This is a genomic window from Burkholderia sp. BCC1640, assembly GCF_902833125.1.
In the GTDB taxonomy this organism is placed as follows: domain Bacteria; phylum Pseudomonadota; class Gammaproteobacteria; order Burkholderiales; family Burkholderiaceae; genus Burkholderia; species Burkholderia diffusa.
In genome coordinates this window covers 26,451-42,813 of the sequence record NZ_CADFEF010000022.1, presented here as the reverse complement: position 1 = coordinate 42,813, position 16,363 = coordinate 26,451, and the positions used below count along the sequence as shown (strand labels likewise).

Here is a 16,363-nt window from a genome sequence, read left to right as displayed (position 1 = left end):
TCCCATGTAGACGGGCGCCGGCGCTTCAGCGCAGGCGCCCGCTCTCATCCCTCGCCCGGCCGGGCGGCCGTCATGCCCGCATTAGACCAGCACGCGCTCGATCCCGCCATTGTTCGCGTGTGCGACATAATCGGCCATCCAGTTCTCGCCGAGCACCTGGCGCGCGATCTCGACCACGATGTAGTCGGCCTCGAGGTTCGCGTCTTCGTTGTAGCGCGACAGGCCCTGCAAGCACGACGGGCAGCTCGTCAGGATCTTCACGTCCGGGCCGTTCGCGGCGGGCGCCGGCGTGTCGCCGGCCACGACCGGGATGCTGCGCAGCTTCGCGGCGCCCTTGCGGATTTCCTCTTCCTTGCGGAAGCGAACCTGCGTCGAGATGTCCGGACGCGTGACCGCGAGCGTGCCCGATTCGCCGCAGCAGCGCTCGTTCTTCTCGATCTTGTAGCCGTCCTTCTCCGTACCCATCAGCTCGTTGACGAGCTTCACCGGGTCCATCGTCTTGATCGGCGTATGGCACGGGTCGTGATACATGTAGCGGGTGCCCGTCACGCCGTCGAGCTTCATCCCCTTCTCGAGCAGGAACTCGTGGATGTCGATGATCCGGCAGCCCGGGAAGATCTTGTCGAATTCGTAGCCCGCGAGCTGGTCGTAGCAGGTGCCGCACGACACGACCACCGTCTTGATGTCGAGGTAGTTCAGCGTGTTCGCGACCCGGTGGAACAGCACGCGGTTGTCGGTGACGATCTTCTCGGCCTTGTCGTACTGGCCCGAGCCGCGCTGCGGATAGCCGCAGCACAGGTAGCCCGGCGGCAGCACGGTCTGCACGCCCGCCTCCCACAGCATCGCCTGCGTCGCGAGGCCGACCTGCGAGAACAGGCGCTCGGAGCCGCAGCCCGGGAAGTAGAACACCGCTTCCGAATCGACGGTCGTCGATTTCGGGTTGCGGATGATCGGCACGATCTTGTTGTCCTCGATGTCGAGCAGCGCGCGCGCCGTCTTCTTCGGCAGGTTGCCCGGCATCTTCTTGTTGACGAAGTGGATCACCTGCTCGACCACGGGTGGCTTGCCGACCGTCGCCGGCGGATGCTGGGTCTGCTTCGTCACGACCTTCTTCAGCATGTCGTTCGCGAAGCGCTGCACCTTGTAGCCGACGCCCATCATCACGCTGCGCGCGGCGTTGATCGTCTGCGGATTGGTCGCGTTCAGGAAGAACATGCCGGCCGCGTTGCCGGCGTTGAATTTCTTCTTGCCCATCTTGCGCAACAGGTTGCGCATGTTCATCGTGACGTCGCCGAAGTCGATCTTCACCGGGCACGGCGTCGCACACTTGTGGCACACCGTGCAGTGGTCGGCCACGTCGTTGAACTCGTCCCAGTGCTTGATCGACACGCCGCGGCGCGTCTGTTCCTCGTACAGGAACGCCTCGACCAGCAGCGAGGTCGCGAGAATCTTGTTGCGCGGGCTGTACAGCAGGTTCGCGCGCGGCACGTGCGTCGCGCACACCGGCTTGCACTTGCCGCAGCGCAGGCAGTCCTTCACCGAATCGGCGATCGCGCCGATGTCGGACTGCTGCATGATTAGCGACTCGTAGCCCATCAGCCCGAAGCTCGGCGTATATGCATTGCGCAGGTCGGCGCCGTCGAGCAGCTTGCCCTTGTTGAAGCGGCCGTTCGGATCGACGCGCTGCTTGTACGCGCGGAATTCGGCGATCTCGTCGTCGGTCAGGAATTCGAGCTTCGTGATGCCGATCCCGTGTTCGCCGGAGATCACGCCGTCGAGCGAGCGTGCGAGCGTCATGATGCGCGCGACCGCCGCGTGCGCGTCCTGCAGCATCTCGTAGTTGTCGGAGTTGACCGGCAGGTTCGTGTGGACGTTGCCGTCGCCCGCGTGCATGTGCAGCGCGACGAATACGCGGCCGCGCAGCACCTGCTTGTGGATCGCCTGCGCCTCGTCGAGGATCTGCTTGAACGCGCCGCCGTTGAAGATCGCGCGCAGCTCCGCGCGGATCTCCTGCTTCCACGAGATGCGGACCGTACGGTCCTGCGTGACGTGGAACACGGTCGCGCCCGGCTGATCGTCCGCGCGATCGGCGAACTTCTCGGCGAGCGCCTCGTAGCCGAGCTGCACGAGATAGTGCTGTGCCTCGCGCAGCGGCTGATCGAGCCGGTCGCGCACGAATTCCCAGCGTGCACGCACGCGCTTGAGCAGCTCCAGCGCCTGCTGCACGCGATCCTCGAGCAGTTCGGCGCTCGGGATTTCGTTCGCGTCGTCGGTCTTGCCGAGCGGCAGGTTGCCGGCGCGGAAGAACGCTTCGAGCGCGTCGACCAGCTGCAGCTTGTTCTTCAGCGACAGCTCGATGTTGATCCGCTCGATGCCGTCGGTGTACTCGCCCATCCGGTTCAGCGGGATGACGACGTCCTCGTTGATCTTGAACGCGTTGGTGTGCTTCGCGATCGCGGCCGTGCGGCTGCGGTCGAGCCAGAAGCGCTTGCGCGCCTCCGCGCTGATCGCGACGAAGCCTTCGCCGCTCTTGCCGTTCGCCATCCGGATCACTTCGGACGTCGCCTGCGCGACCGCATCGGCGTCGTCGCCGACGATGTCGCCGATCAGCACCATCTTGGGGAATGCGTTGCGCTTGCTCTTGGTCGCATAGCCGACCGCGCGCAGGTAGCGCTCGTCGAGGTGCTCGAGGCCCGCGAGAATCGCGCCGCCCTGCTTCGACGTCTCGAACAGGTAATCCTTGATCTCGACGATGCTCGGGATCGCCTCGCGCGCCTGGCCGAAGAATTCGAGACAGACGGTGCGCGTGTGCGCCGGCATCTTGTGCAGCACCCACCGCGCGGACGTGATCAGCCCGTCGCAGCCTTCCTTCTGCACGCCCGGCAGCCCGGCGAGGAACTTGTCGGTGACGTCCTTGCCGAGGCCTTCCTTGCGGAACCGGCGGCCTTCGATCTCAAGCATCTCGCTCTTCAGCAGCTTCTCGCCCGGCGCGTATGCGCCGTCGAACCACTTCAGCTCGAAACGCGCGACCGCGATGTCGTGGATCTTGCCCTGGTTGTGCTCATGGCGCGTGACTTCGAGCCAGTTGCCGTCCGGGTCGACCATCCGCCACCAGGCCAGGTTGTCGAGCGCGGTGCCCCACAGCACGGCCTTCTTGCCGCCCGCGTTCATCGCGACGTTGCCGCCGATGCACGATGCGTCCAGCGAGGTCGGATCGACCGCGAACACGTAGCCGGCCGCTTCGGCCGCTTCCGTCACGCGGCGCGTGACGACGCCCGCGCCGGAGAAGATCGTCGGCACCTTGTGCGCGACGCCCGGCAGTTCGGTGAGCTCGACCGCGCCGAGCTGTTCGAGCTTCTCGGTGTTGATCACCGCGGAGAACGGCGTGAGCGGCACCGCGCCGCCCGTGTAGCCGGTGCCGCCGCCGCGCGGGATCACGGTCAGGCCGAGTTCGAAGCACGCCTTGATCAGGCCCGCGATCTCGGCTTCGGTATCGGGAGTCAGCACGACGAACGGGTATTCGACACGCCAGTCGGTCGCGTCGGTCACGTGCGACACGCGCGACAGCCCGTCGAAGCGGATGTTGTCCTTCTGCGTGCAGCGGCCGAGCGCCTTGGTCGCACGGCGGCGCAGGTCGGCCATCTTGTCGAATTCGTCGGCGAACTCGTCGACCGCGCGCTGCGCGGCGGCTTCCAGCATCTCGACGCGTCCGGCGCGTTCGCGGCCCGCGTCGTCGCGGTGCTCGGTCAGGTCGGCGCGGCGGCGCTTGCCGATCTCGGTCAGGCGGTGGTTCAGCGCCTCGATCAGCAGCGCGCGGCGCTTCGGGTTATCGAGCAGGTCATCCTGCAGGTACGGATTGCGGCGCACGACCCAGATATCGCCGAGCACTTCGTACAGCATCCGTGCCGAGCGGCCCGTGCGCCGTTCGGCGCGCAGCTCGTCGAGCACCGACCACGCCTCCTCGCCGAGCAGGCGGATCACGATCTCGCGGTCGGAGAAGGACGTGTAGTTGTAGGGAATCTCGCGCAGACGGGGCGCGGGGTCGGCGGCGACGGTGGCGGCCGCGCCATGCGGATCGAAAACTTGTGGTGCGTTCATGTTCGGACGACTCGGAGGGCCGATACACCGTGCACGGGCGTCGGCAAGCGCGTAGGCGCAATCTTGGGGAAATCTGTTCTGGTGCCAGGCGCGCGACTATCTCGCATGGGGCCGGAGCGGGTCTGGACTCACCGTTCCGGGCCGGCGGGGCCTGGCGGCACTCGGAGCCATCAGCACGATCGCGCGCGGCGCGCATGCCGCTCCGCCGCGGGGCTGGCTGCGCGCGGCGTCGGCTTCAACGGGGCGATCCGAGGGTGCCTCTGCATCTTCCGATCCTTGATTCAAAACGGAATTCTAACCCATGATCGGCCCGCCCGTGAGACGCCGGACAGGTCGTGGGGCTTTCGCCGCAACCCGCGCCGGGCCTGCTTCGGCGCGATTTCGCGCCTGCATTCGCCGTCCGTCCGGTCGGTAACCACGCGGTTAACCCGGTAAAAAGGGGACGCTCCGCGCGGCAAACACGCCCGCCGACGCGCTTCCGCGACCGCGCGCCCGGCATGCCGCTTGCGTGCGGACGGACCCTTGGCGCTATCATTGATCCTTTACCGTCTGCTTCCGCACTGCACGCGAGCGCCCATGGCATCCCACGATTACCTGAAGAAAATCCTCACCGCGCGCGTCTACGACGTCGCGCTCGAGACGGAACTCGAACCCGCCCGCAACCTGTCGGCCCGACTGCGCAACCCCGTTTACCTGAAGCGCGAGGACAACCAGCCGGTGTTCTCGTTCAAGCTGCGCGGCGCGTACAACAAGATGGCGCATATTCCGGCCGACGCGCTCGCGCGCGGCGTGATCACGGCATCGGCCGGCAATCATGCGCAGGGCGTCGCGTTCTCGGCGGCACGGATGGGCATCAAGGCCGTGATCGTCGTGCCCGTCACGACGCCGCAGGTGAAGGTCGACGCGGTACGCGCGCACGGCGGCCCGAGCGTCGAGGTGATCCAGGCGGGCGAGTCGTACAGCGATGCGTACGCGCACGCGGTCAAGGTGCAGGCGGAGCGCGACCTCACGTTCGTCCACCCGTTCGACGATCCGTACGTGATCGCCGGCCAGGGCACGATCGCGATGGAAATCCTGCGTCAGCACCAGGGGCCGATTCACGCGATCTTCGTGCCGATCGGCGGCGGCGGGCTCGCGGCCGGCGTGGCGGCCTACGTCAAGGCGGTGCGGCCGGAAATCAAGGTATTCGGCGTGCAGGCCGAGGATTCGTGCGCGATGGCGCAATCGCTGCAGAAGGGCGAGCGCGTCGAGCTGAGCGAGGTCGGCCTGTTCGCGGACGGCACCGCGGTGAAGCTCGTCGGCGAGGAAACCTTCCGGCTCTGCCGCGAATTCCTCGACGGCGTGCTGACGGTCGACACCGACGCGCTGTGCGCGGCGATCAAGGACGTGTTCCAGGATACGCGCAGCGTGCTCGAACCGTCCGGCGCGCTCGCGGTCGCGGGCGCGAAACGCTACGCGGAACGCGAAGGCATCGAGAACCAGACGCTCGTCGCGGTCACGTCCGGCGCGAACATGAACTTCGACCGGATGCGCTTCGTTGCCGAGCGCGCGGAAGTCGGTGAGGCACGCGAAGCCGTGTTCGCCGTCACGATCCCCGAGGAGCGCGGCAGCTTCAAGCGCTTCTGCTCGCTCGTCGGCGATCGCAACGTGACCGAGTTCAACTACCGGATCGCCGATGCACAATCCGCGCACATCTTCGTCGGCGTGCAGATCAAGCGTCGCGGCGAATCGGCCGAAATCGCCGCGAACTTCGAGTCCCACGGCTTCAAGACCGTCGACCTGACGCACGACGAGTTGTCGAAGGAACACATCCGCTACATGGTGGGCGGCCGCTCGCCGCTCGCGCTCGACGAACGCCTGTTCCGCTTCGAATTCCCGGAGCGGCCGGGCGCGCTGATGAAGTTCCTGTCGTCGATGGCGCCGGACTGGAACATCAGCCTGTTCCACTACCGCAACCAGGGCGCGGACTACAGCTCGATCCTCGTCGGGCTGCAGGTGCCGCAGGCCGATCGCGCCGAATTCGAACGCTTCCTCGCGGCGCTCGGCTATCCGTATGTCGAAGAGAGCGCCAATCCGGCTTACCGCCTCTTCCTGTCGTAAAGGCTTCGTGCAATGAATCCCGAACATTCCCCGCTCGGCAAGGCGACCGTCTACGCAGCGCAGTACGACGCGTCGCTGCTGTTCCCGATCCCGCGCGCCGGGGCGCGCGAGCAGCTCGGCATCACGTCGGCGCTGCCGTTCTTCGGCACCGACATCTGGAACGCGTACGAGCTGTCGTGGCTCAACGCGCGCGGCAAGCCGCAGCTCGCGGTCGCGACGTTCTTCGTGCCGGCGGAATCGCCGAACATCGTCGAATCGAAGTCGTTCAAGCTGTATCTCGGCTCGTTCGCGCAATCGAAGTTCGACTCGGTCGACGCGGTGCGCGACGTGCTGAAACGCGACGTGTCGGCCGCGTGCGGCGCGAGCGTGTCGGTGCAGCTCGTGTCGCCGCACGATTTCGGCAAGCTCGAGATGGAGGAGCTCGACGGGCTGTCGCTCGACCGGCTCGACCTCGACACCGACGTGTACGAACCCGATCCGTCGCTGCTGTCGGCGGCCGAGGACGAAGCGCCGGTCGAGGAAACGCTCGTGTCCGACCTGCTGCGCTCGAACTGCCCGGTCACCGGCCAGCCCGACTGGGGCAGCGTGCAGATTCACTACGTCGGGCCGCAGATCGATCACGCGGGGCTGCTGCGCTACATCATCTCGTTCCGCAACCACACGGGGTTTCACGAGCAATGCGTCGAGCGGATCTTCCTCGACATCCTGCATGCGTGCAAACCGGTGAAGCTCGCGGTATATGCGCGCTATACGCGCCGCGGCGGGCTCGACATCAATCCGTTCCGCACGAACTACAACCAGCCGATGCCGGACAACGCGCGGACCGCGCGGCAGTAACACCGGCCCGCCCGAAACGAAACAGCCCCGCCGGCTCGCGCCGACGGGGCTGTTTCACTGTGCGCAGCGGATTGCGCGGACGCGTTACTTCGCCGGCGCCTTATAAGCGATGCAATCGACCTCGACCTTGCAGTCGATGACCATGCTCGATTGCACGCACGCGCGTGCCGGCGGATGCTCGCCGAAGTACGACACGAACACCTTGTTGAACGACGCGAAATCGCGTGCGTCGTCGAGCCACACGCCGCAGCGCACGACGTGTTCGAGGCCGTAGCCGGCTTCCTTCAGGATCGCGATCACGTTCTCGATCGTCTGCTTCGACTGCGTGACGATCCCGCCTTCGACGACCTCGCCGTTCACCATTGGCGTCTGGCCCGACACGTACAGCCAGCCGTCGGCCTCGACCGCGCGTGCAAACGGCATCACCTGGCCGCCGGTACCCTTCGCTTCGCCCACGCCATATCGCTTCATCGTTTCACTCCTTGATTGTCGACCGGCATCGGCGCGCAAGCGCCAGCGCCGGTCCCATGCAACGCACGGTTGCGGATGCGCGCGCCGACATGGCGCACGCGGCAAATCGGATCGGGACCGCGTTCAGAACGCGGCGTCGGCACTTGCCGGCACGCGCTCGCCGCGCGCGACGAAACCACCGGCGCGCGCGCCGGTCGGCTGGCCGTTCTCGTAGGTCAGCACGCCGTTCACCCACACCGCGTCGATCCCGTGCGCGGGCTGCTGCGGCTTCTCGAACGTCGCGGCATCGATCACGCGCGCCGGATCGAACAGCACGAGATCCGCGTGGTAGCCGACGTGCACTTCGCCGCGCCGCGCGATCCCGTACCGGCGCGCGGACAGCGACGTCATCTTGCGGATCGCTTCCTCGAGCGGCAGCAGGTTCGTGTCGCGCACGTAATGGCCGAGCACGCGCGGGAATGCGCCCCACAGCCGCGGGTGCGGCAGCGGATCGTTCGGCAGGCCGTCCGAGCCGACCATCGTCGCCGGGTGCGACAGGATCCGCCGCACGTCGTCCTCGGACATGTTGTGGTACACGGCGCCGGCCGGGCGGATCCGCTGCGCGGCCTCCTGCTCGGTCACGCCCCAGTCGGCCGCGATCGCCCTCAGCAGCTTGCCCGCGACTTCCGGATGCGGCTCCGACCACGTGATCGTGATGTCGATGTCGCCCGTCACCTGCTTCAGGTCGAGCGTCGACGAGCTGCGGCTGTACGGATAGCAGTCGCAGCCGACCGGCTGGTAGCGGCGCGCGCCTTCGAGCGACGCGAGCACCTCGGTGCTGCGCCCCCAGTTCGACGGGCCCGCGCATTTCAGGTGCGAGATCACGACCGGCACCTGCGCGTGACGGCCGACGCGATAAGCCTCGTCCATCGCGTCGAGGATCGCGTCGAACTCGGTGCGCATGTGCGTCGTGTACAGCGCGCCCGCATTCGCGAGCGGTTCGGCGAGCGCCATCACCTCCTCGGCCGGCGCCGCGAACGCGGAGCCGTATGCGAGGCCCGACGACAGCCCGAGCGCGCCGTTCGCGAGCGCCTCCTCGAGCTGCGAGCGCATTCCGGCGATTTCGCCGTCGGTCGCCGCGCGGTCGAGGCGGTCCATCTGGTTGTTGCGCAGCGCGGTGTGCCCGACGAGCGCCGCGACGTTGACGGCCGGACGCGCATCGTTGACGGCCGCGACATAGGCGGCGAAGGTCGGATAGCGAAACGCGTCGCGATCGCCGAGCAGGTTCATCGGGTCGGGCGGATCGCCCGCGAGCGTCACCGGTGACGCGCTGATCCCGCAATTGCCGACGATCACGGTCGTCACGCCCTGCGAGATCTTCGGCAGCATCTCCGGCGCGCGGATCACGTGCGTGTCGTCGTGCGTGTGCACGTCGACGAAGCCCGGCGCGAGCGCGCGGCCGTTCGCATCGACGACGGTCTCGGCGAGCCAGTTCGACAGATTGCCAATCGCCGCGATCACGCCGTTGCGGATCGCGACGTCGCGCGTGACGGGCGGCGCGCCGGTGCCGTCGTACAGCTGCGCGCCGACGATCAGCGTATCGGCGGCTTCGGGATGCGAATGCATGGTCAGTCTCCTACCGGTTGACGGTCTCCGCCGCCGCGGTGCGCATCGAGCGCATGCTTGATGCGGCGCAGCGATTCTCGGCCCGCATCGCCGAGCCGCAGTGCAACTCCGGTGACGAGCACGTCGATCGCCATCATCATCGCGTAGCGCGACGTCGAAGGCTTGTAAATGAAATCGGTTTCGAACGCGACGACCGGGATCAGATGGTCAGCAAGCTTCGCGAGCGGCGAAGCCGGCGCGGTGATCGCGATCAGCTTCGCGCCGTAGCGCTTCGCGAGACGGCAGCTCTCGAGCAGCTCGGGCACGCGCCCGCTCACCGACAGCGCGACGACCACAGCGTCGCGCGACAGCGTCGCCGCCACCATCCGCTGCAGCAGGCTGTCCTGGTAGCTCGCGACCGGCCGGCCGAAACGCACGAGCCGGAAGCGCAATTCGTCGGCGAGCGCGGTCGAGCCGCCGCCCTGCCCGTACACGTAGATCATCTTCGCGCCGGCGAGCAGGTCAGCCGCCGCGTCGAACGACGTGTTGCGCAGCAACTGGTGATTGTGCGCGAGCGCCACGCGGATTTCGTCGTAGACGACCGATGCGGGGCTCGCGTCTTCTTCGGGATGCTCGTCGGCCGGCACGAAAAAGCGCTGGCCGACGGCCGCCGCCTGCGCGACGAGCACCTTCAGTTCGCGCACGTCGCGGCAGCCGACGGCCTTCGCGAAACGCGTGACCGTCGCGACGCTGACCCCCGCGTCGCGCGCGAGCGCACCGATGCTCGCATGCGCGGCGCGCGCGAGATCGGCGAGGATGAATGCGGCAACCTTGCGTTCGGCCTCGCGCAACTCGGGCGCGCATTCGGCGATCCGCGCGACGATGTCGAGGACCGGCTGGGCGACCGAAGCCGATTCGGCTGCGAACGGAGCGGACGGAGTGGCGGACGAATTCATCTGCTGAAAAGGATCTGGCGTCTCATGTTACTAAATAACATCACCGCGCCGATGCTACTTTCTGTACCATCTGCGTGTCAACTTCAGTGCAATGCATAGTGATGATGGAGCGGGATGACATGAAAGTTACAAACTATCAGGAACCGACAATCAATCCGTTGGGCAAGGGCCTCGGCAACCTGCCGAGCGCGAGCGTGCCGCTCGACGACGCGGGCCGCCTCGAGTGGAACCTGCTCGCGGAAGACGTCAGCCTGCCGGCCGCCGTGCTGTACGCGGATCGCATCGAACACAATCTGAACTGGATGCAGGCGTTCGTCCAGCAATACGGCGTGAAGTTCGCGCCGCACGGCAAGACGACGATGGCGCCGCAACTGTTCCGCCGCCAGCTCGACGCCGGCGCATGGGGCATCACGCTCGCGACCGCGCACCAGACGCAGGCCGCGTATCACGGCGGCGTGCGGCGCGTGCTGCTCGCGAACCAGCTGGTCGGCCGCCAGAACATGGCGATCATCGCGCAGCTGCTGTCCGATCCCGAGTTCGAATTCTTCTGCCTCGTCGATTCCGCCGACGGCGTCGACCAGCTCGGCCGCTTCTTCGGCGACGCGAAGAAAACGCTCAACGTCCTGCTCGAGCTCGGCGTGCCGGGCGGCCGCGCGGGTGTGCGCGACGCCGCGCAACGCCAGGCCGTGCTCGACGCGATCGCGCGCTATCCGGACACGCTGAAGCTGGCCGGCATCGAACTCTACGAAGGCGTGCTGAAGGAGGAAGGCGAGATCCGCACGTTCCTGCAGGACGCGGTCGCGCTCACGCGTGAGCTGGCCGAAGCCGGCCGTTTCGCGCGCACGCCGGCGATCCTGTCGGGCGCCGGCTCGGCGTGGTACGACGTGGTCGCGGAGGAATTCGCGAAGGCGTCCGACGCCGGTTTCGCGGAAGTCGTGCTGCGTCCGGGCTGCTACCTGACGCACGACGTCGGCATCTACAAGAAGGCGCAGACCGACGTGTTCGCGCGCAACCCGATCGCCCGCAGGATGGGCGAAGGGCTGCTGCCGGCGCTGCAGCTGTGGGCATACGTGCAGTCGGTGCCGGAGCAGGATCGCGCGATCATCGCGCTCGGCAAGCGCGACGCGGCGTTCGACGCGGGCCTGCCCGAGCCGGCGCGCCACTTCCGCCCGGGCCGCGACAGCGCGCCGCGCGATGTCGCCGCGAGCGAAGGCTGGGCCGTCACCGGGATGATGGACCAGCACGCGTACCTGCAGATCCCGCCGGGCGCGGACGTGAAGGTCGGCGACATGGTCGCATTCGACATCTCGCACCCGTGCCTGACGTTCGACAAGTGGCGCCAGCTGCTCGTCCTCGATCCGCAGTTCCGCGTGACGGAAGTCGTCGAAACCTTCTTCTGACGCCCCGCGCGCCCCGCCCCGCCGCCGCGCGGGGCGGCCGTCACGCGCGCTTCAAGCGGCCGGAGTACACTGCGCTTTCGTCCTCGGGGCCGCTTCGCCGCCGCAGCGCCGTCTGCCGCATGCGGCGCGAACGGACCCTCAACGCTGTTCAATGGAGAAAGCCATGGCCGCGAAGAAGATCCTGTTCCTGACCGGCGATTTCGCCGAAGACTACGAAACGATGGTGCCGTTCCAGGCGCTGCAGGCCGTCGGCCATCACGTCGATGCAGTCTGCCCGGGCAAGCGCGCGGGCGACAAGGTCAAGACCGCGATCCACGATTTCGAGGGTGACCAGACCTACACCGAAAAGCCCGGCCACAACTTCACGCTGAACGCGACGTTCGACGACGTCGATGCGTCGGCCTACGACGCGCTCGCGATCGCGGGCGGCCGCGCGCCCGAATACCTGCGTCTGGATGCGAAGGTGATCGCGCTGGTGCGCGCGTTCGCCGAAGCCGGCAAGCCGATCGCCGCGATCTGCCATGCGGCGCAACTGCTCGCGGCCGCCGACGTGATCCGCGGCAAGCGCATCTCGGCCTACCCGGCCTGCGCGCCCGAAGTGAAGCTCGCGGGCGGCGAATACGCGGACATCCCGGTCGATGCGGCCGTGACCGACGCGCCGTTCGTCACCGCGCCCGCGTGGCCCGCGCATCCGGCATGGCTCGCGCAGTTCCTCGCGCTGCTGGGCACGCGCATCGAGCTGTGAACGAAGCTGAATGAAATGACGTGAAACGCCGGCCGGCGGCGGGTTCGCGCGACCCGCATGCCGCGCCGATCAGGACCGGTCGACGGGGGCGCGCCCCGTCGTGCCGCTTGCGCCCTGCCCTTCAGTGCTGCGCCGGCGTCGAGCCGACTTCCGCGATCCGCGACTCCAGCATCGCCAGCGCACCCGACAGCGCGGTCAGCACGTCGTCCGGCAGTTGCGCCATCGTCTGGTCGAGAAATGCCTTGCGGCGCGGCAGGCACGCGTCGAACGCGGCGCGGCCGTCTTCGGTCAGCGTGACGTTGGTCACGCGGTTGTCGCGGGCGTCGGACGCGCGCTCGATCCAGCCGAGCGCGTCGAGCGATTTCAGCTGGCGCGTGAGCGCGCCCGGATCGATGCGCAGCACCTCGACGAGCTTCTTCTGCGACGAATGCCCGCCCATCGTGTGCAGCGCGACCATGATGCGCCAGCGCGGCATCGGCTGCCCGACGTGCGTTTCGAACGCGCTCAAGAATGCGCGATACGTGCGTCCGAATTGCTGCAAGATCGCGACGCGGTCCTGTTCTTCCATGCGCTGATGTCTACTCGTTCAATCGGTGAATCGTTCAATCGGCCGCGACATGCGGTTCGATCTTGTGCCGCAGCGCGATCGGCGGCACGCGGCGACACTGCCACACCGACACCACGGCGACGAGGGCCGCCATCGCGACCCCCAGATGAATCGCGCCGACCAGCGATTCGCGGGCCGCTTCCAGCAGCAGCGCGCCATTATGCCCGGCGCGGGTCAGCTCCGCGACGAGACCGCCCTGCGCGGCGCGGTCGATCAGGATCTGCGGATCGGCGAGTTGCGCGTGCCACTGCAGCGCGTGGTCGCCCGACAACGCATCGCGCACGCCGCTCGAATACATCTGGTTGACCAGCGTGCCCGTCAGCGCGGTACCGATCATCCCGCCGACCATCCGCAGCGACTGCAGCAGCGCCGTCGCGATGCCGAGGTGCTCGCGGCCGGCCGTCTGCTGCGCGAACACGGTGAGGTTCGGCAGCACGAAGCCGAGGCCGATGCCGCCGGCGACCATCAGCGCCATCAGCACCCAGGTCGGCGTCGTGTGCGTCGACACGACGATGCCTGCGCATGCGATCGCGAACAGCACGAAACCGACGTGCAGCATCGTATTCGGATTGCGGATGCGCGTGACGACGCGGCCGTTCATGATGCTGCCGATCGTGATGAACACGACGAGCGGCGTGATCACGAGCCCCGCCTCCTTCGGCGACATGCCGAAGCCGCCCTGGAACAGCAGCGGCGCGTAGAACAGCAGCGAGAACATCGAGAAGCCGGCGAGGATCGCGAGCACGAACAGCGCCGACAGCGCGCGGTTGCCGAACATGTCGAACGGCAGAATCGGCTGCGCGCAGCGCTTTTCCCAATGCCACAAGCCGACGCCGGCGCCGACCGCGACGATCAGCAGCAGCGACGCCCAGCTCATGACGCCGTACTTCGGCAGCCATTCGACGAACAGCTGCAGCGCGCCGAGCGACAGCGCGATCAGCAGCGCGCCGGGCCAGTCGAGCCGCATCTTGCGGTCGTGCTCGACATGGCGCAGATGCGGCAGGTAGCGCCACACGAAGAACAGCGACAGCAGGCCGACCGGCAGGTTCACGTAGAACACCGAGCGCCAGCCGAACGACTGGGTCAGGATCCCGCCGAGCGACGGCCCGACCGCGTTCGCGATGCCGAACGCGGAGCTCATCAATACCTGCCAGCGCAGCCGCACGACGGAATCGGGGAACAGGTCGGGAATGCACGCGAACGCGGTGCCGACCAGCATCCCGCCGCCGATCCCCTGCAGGCCGCGCGCGAGCACCAGGAACAGCATGTCGTTGGCCATCCCGCACAGCACCGACGCGCCGGTGAACACGACGATCGACACGATCACGAACGGCTTGCGCCCGTAATAGTCGCCGAGGCGGCCGAAGATCGGCACGGTGATCACGGAACTGAGCAGGTACGAGGTCGCGACCCACGCATACAGGTCGAACCCCTTGAGCTCGGCGACGATGGTCGGCAACGCGGTGCCGACGACCGTCTGGTCGAGCGCGACGAGCATGGTGACGAACGAGATCCCGATCATCGCCAGCAGCGATTCGCGGAACGGCAGGACTTGCCCGCTCGAATGGTGGGCGGCAGTATGGACGGCCATTTTTTGTTGATGCAACTTTTGACGAGTCAAACAATCTCAAAATTCTAGCACGCCGGAGTAATCTAGGCTGGCGACGGATTTGGGGCCGATGGCCGCCAGGGAGAAAGATGGAACCGATTTCAATCACGCCTGCCGCGACGCTGTCGCCGGAAGACCAGGACGCATTGCGGCGCGCGAAGCAGGTGCTGGAAAGCCCGTCGCTGACGATGAAGCTGACGGGCGTGCTGGGCGCGCCGGTCGAGAAGATGATCGCGCGGTTGCCCGACTTCGCGACCGGCAAGATCAACGATGCGACGCAGCTGGCGCTGCGCAAGTGCCTGAACATCGCGCTGCGCACGCTCGGCAAGCCGCAGACGCCCGATGCCGAGCCGGACAAGCCGAGCAACCTGCTGCACAAGCTCGCGGTCGCGACGACCGGCGCGGCGGGCGGCGCGTTCGGCTTTCTCGCGCTGCCGGTCGAGCTGCCGGTGACGACTACGCTGATCTTCCGCTCGGTGTGCGACATCGCGCGCAGCGAGGGTGAGGACCTGGGCTCGGTGGATACGCAGTTGCAGTGCCTGGCCGTGCTCGGCATGGGCGGCAACGCGGACAAGCGGGAAGAGGACGCCGATCTCGGCTATTTCGTGCTGCGTGGCGCGCTCGCGCAGGCGATTTCGAAGGCGTCGTCGGACATCACGACGAAAGGGATCACCGCGCACAGCTCGGCGGCAGTGTTCAAGCTCGTGCAGACGGTGGCATCACGTTTCTCGGTGCAGGTCACCGAGCAGATGGCCGCGAAGTCGATCCCGGCGATCGGGGCGGTGCTCGGGGCGACCGTCAACACGCTGTTCATCGACCACTTCCAGCAGATGGCGCACGGCCACTTCACCGTGCGCCGGCTCGAGCGCAAGTACGGCCCGGTCGCCGTCAAGGCCGCGTATCAGGCGATCGACGGCTCGCCCACGCGCTGAACCGCCCGCTCGACTGCGACGCGGCGCAGGAATGCGGCCGCACGGTCGAGCGCGTCGCGCGACTCCGGCACCATCGGCGTGTAGAGCTGCCACACGTGCGGCATGTCGGGCCACACCTCGATCTCCACCGGCACGCCGGCCGCCTTCGCGTTGTCGGCAACGCGGCGCGAATCGTCGAGGAGCACCTCGGTGCTGCCGGCCTGGATGAAGAGCGGCGGCAGCCCGGTGAAGTCCGCATAGAGCGGCGACGCGTACGGATGCGTCGCCGATTCGTCTCCCAGATACAGCTTCGCCGCCTTCGGCAGCGCCGCGGCCGCGAACATCGGGTCGAGGCCGTCGTTGCTGCGCATCGTGTCGCCGGTGCCGGCCAGGTCGGTCCACGGCGAGAACAGGATCGCGCCGGCCGGCAACGGCTCGCCGCGATCGCGCAGCGCGACGAGCGTCGCGAGCGCGAGGCCGCCGCCCGCCGAATCGCCGCCGAACACGATCGACTCGGGCGGCGTGCCGAGCGCGAGCAATTGCCGGTACGCGGCCAGCGCGTCGTCGAGCGCGGCCGGGAAGCGGTTCTCGGGCGCGAGCCGGTAGTCGAGCGAGAACGACCGCACGCCCGCGCGCTTCGTGAGGCCGAACACGAGCGGCCGATGGGTTTTCGTCGAACAGAAGTAGTAGCCGCCGCCGTGGAAATACAGCAGCGTGCGGCCGGGCCCGCGAGCGGCGGCCGCATCGGTGCGTTCGAGCCATTCGCCGCGCAGCGGCGCGTCGCCGGGGCCGTAGCATTCGCGCAGCCGGTAGCCCGACGGTGCGCGACGCGGCACGATCATCCTCAGATCGGTAAAGCGCCGCGCGCGGGCAGGGTCGAGCACCGGGCGCGTGGTCTCGGGACGAAACTGCCAGCGCAGCAGCCAGCACGCGAACTTGCTTTGCCAACTCATCCAATACACTCCATCGTCGCAGTGTGACGATGGTACGTGCGATCGTCACCGCGCCGCTCGACGGGAGCCTCTATATCAAACGCCGGCGCGCG

At 67.6% G+C, this 16,363-nt stretch carries 12 protein-coding genes; 5 read left to right on the top strand and 7 right to left on the bottom strand.

The features are described from left to right. Positions 1-81: 81 nt before the first annotated feature. Positions 82-4,098: a DUF3683 domain-containing protein gene (locus tag HWX25_RS22710; protein WP_175910649.1), complete on the bottom strand. Its 4,017-nt coding sequence runs from the start codon at positions 4,096-4,098 to the stop codon at positions 82-84. Positions 4,099-4,674: 576 nt separating this feature from the next. Here HWX25_RS22710 and ilvA point away from each other — a divergent pair. Then, on the top strand, positions 4,675-6,198 hold the full coding sequence (gene ilvA, locus HWX25_RS22705) for a threonine ammonia-lyase, biosynthetic (protein ID WP_059820394.1): 1,524 nt from the start codon (positions 4,675-4,677) through the stop codon (positions 6,196-6,198). Between the two features lie 12 nt (positions 6,199-6,210). Further along, positions 6,211-7,035, top strand: a complete 825-nt coding sequence (gene queF / locus HWX25_RS22700; protein ID WP_175910647.1) for an NADPH-dependent 7-cyano-7-deazaguanine reductase QueF — start codon at positions 6,211-6,213, stop codon at positions 7,033-7,035. Positions 7,036-7,119: 84 nt separating this feature from the next. On the opposite strand, the gene HWX25_RS22695 is transcribed toward queF, so the two are convergent. From HWX25_RS22695 to HWX25_RS22685, 3 genes are all read right to left on the bottom strand, one after another. Further along, positions 7,120-7,506 carry a Rid family hydrolase gene (locus HWX25_RS22695; protein WP_006751946.1) on the bottom strand — a complete coding sequence of 129 codons (387 nt, stop codon included), beginning with the start codon at positions 7,504-7,506 and terminating at the stop codon, positions 7,120-7,122. Between the two features lie 123 nt (positions 7,507-7,629). Beyond that, positions 7,630-9,111 (bottom strand): D-aminoacylase, encoded by a 1,482-nt coding sequence (locus HWX25_RS22690; RefSeq protein WP_175910645.1) that lies wholly within the window; start codon positions 9,109-9,111, stop codon positions 7,630-7,632. A gap of 2 nt (positions 9,112-9,113) precedes the next feature. Beyond that, positions 9,114-10,046, bottom strand: a complete 933-nt coding sequence (locus HWX25_RS22685) for a MurR/RpiR family transcriptional regulator (RefSeq protein WP_059528223.1) — start codon at positions 10,044-10,046, stop codon at positions 9,114-9,116. 119 nt (positions 10,047-10,165) lie between these two features. On the opposite strand from HWX25_RS22685, the gene HWX25_RS22680 reads away from it, so the two are divergent. Together HWX25_RS22680 and HWX25_RS22675 are read left to right on the top strand one after the other, a co-directional pair. After that, a complete protein-coding gene (locus HWX25_RS22680) occupies positions 10,166-11,446 on the top strand; it encodes an amino acid deaminase (protein WP_175910644.1) in 1,281 nt (426 codons plus the stop codon). A gap of 163 nt (positions 11,447-11,609) precedes the next feature. Continuing rightward, complete coding sequence (locus HWX25_RS22675) at positions 11,610-12,191, top strand: DJ-1/PfpI family protein (RefSeq protein WP_014896064.1); 582 nt, start codon at positions 11,610-11,612, stop codon at positions 12,189-12,191. A 121-nt stretch (positions 12,192-12,312) separates the two neighbouring features. Here the strand turns inward: HWX25_RS22675 and HWX25_RS22670 are convergent, their stop codons facing one another. Together HWX25_RS22670 and HWX25_RS22665 are read right to left on the bottom strand one after the other, a co-directional pair. Next, positions 12,313-12,759, bottom strand: a complete 447-nt coding sequence (locus tag HWX25_RS22670; RefSeq protein WP_175910642.1) for a MarR family transcriptional regulator — start codon at positions 12,757-12,759, stop codon at positions 12,313-12,315. A 34-nt stretch (positions 12,760-12,793) separates the two neighbouring features. Beyond that, on the bottom strand, positions 12,794-14,389 hold the full coding sequence (locus tag HWX25_RS22665) for an MDR family MFS transporter (RefSeq protein ID WP_175910640.1): 1,596 nt from the start codon (positions 14,387-14,389) through the stop codon (positions 12,794-12,796). 107 nt (positions 14,390-14,496) lie between these two features. Between HWX25_RS22665 and HWX25_RS22660 the strand changes: the two genes are divergently transcribed. Continuing rightward, on the top strand, positions 14,497-15,339 hold the full coding sequence (locus tag HWX25_RS22660) for an EcsC family protein (protein WP_059528235.1): 843 nt from the start codon (positions 14,497-14,499) through the stop codon (positions 15,337-15,339). Here the strand turns inward: HWX25_RS22660 and HWX25_RS22655 are convergent. After that, positions 15,309-16,271, bottom strand: coding sequence for an alpha/beta hydrolase (locus HWX25_RS22655; RefSeq protein WP_175910638.1), 963 nt, complete (start codon positions 16,269-16,271; stop codon positions 15,309-15,311). The genes HWX25_RS22660 and HWX25_RS22655 overlap by 31 nt on opposite strands. Positions 16,272-16,363: the final 92 nt, after the last annotated feature.

What these genes read in the sequence shown, in the direction of transcription:
- HWX25_RS22675 (WP_014896064.1), top strand. Translation starts at nt 11,610, where the DNA reads ATGGCCGCGAAGAAGATCCTGTTCCTGACCGGCGATTTCGCCGAAGAC.
- ilvA (WP_059820394.1), top strand. Translation starts at nt 4,675, where the DNA reads ATGGCATCCCACGATTACCTGAAGAAAATCCTCACCGCGCGCGTCTAC.
- HWX25_RS22660 (WP_059528235.1), top strand. Translation starts at nt 14,497, where the DNA reads ATGGAACCGATTTCAATCACGCCTGCCGCGACGCTGTCGCCGGAAGAC.
- HWX25_RS22665 (WP_175910640.1), bottom strand. Translation starts at nt 14,389, where the DNA reads ATGGCCGTCCATACTGCCGCCCACCATTCGAGCGGGCAAGTCCTGCCG.
- queF (WP_175910647.1), top strand. Translation starts at nt 6,211, where the DNA reads ATGAATCCCGAACATTCCCCGCTCGGCAAGGCGACCGTCTACGCAGCG.
- HWX25_RS22670 (WP_175910642.1), bottom strand. Translation starts at nt 12,759, where the DNA reads ATGGAAGAACAGGACCGCGTCGCGATCTTGCAGCAATTCGGACGCACG.
- HWX25_RS22690 (WP_175910645.1), bottom strand. Translation starts at nt 9,111, where the DNA reads ATGCATTCGCATCCCGAAGCCGCCGATACGCTGATCGTCGGCGCGCAG.
- HWX25_RS22695 (WP_006751946.1), bottom strand. Translation starts at nt 7,506, where the DNA reads ATGAAGCGATATGGCGTGGGCGAAGCGAAGGGTACCGGCGGCCAGGTG.
- HWX25_RS22655 (WP_175910638.1), bottom strand. Translation starts at nt 16,271, where the DNA reads ATGAGTTGGCAAAGCAAGTTCGCGTGCTGGCTGCTGCGCTGGCAGTTT.
- HWX25_RS22710 (WP_175910649.1), bottom strand. Translation starts at nt 4,098, where the DNA reads ATGAACGCACCACAAGTTTTCGATCCGCATGGCGCGGCCGCCACCGTC.
- HWX25_RS22680 (WP_175910644.1), top strand. Translation starts at nt 10,166, where the DNA reads ATGAAAGTTACAAACTATCAGGAACCGACAATCAATCCGTTGGGCAAG.
- HWX25_RS22685 (WP_059528223.1), bottom strand. Translation starts at nt 10,046, where the DNA reads ATGAATTCGTCCGCCACTCCGTCCGCTCCGTTCGCAGCCGAATCGGCT.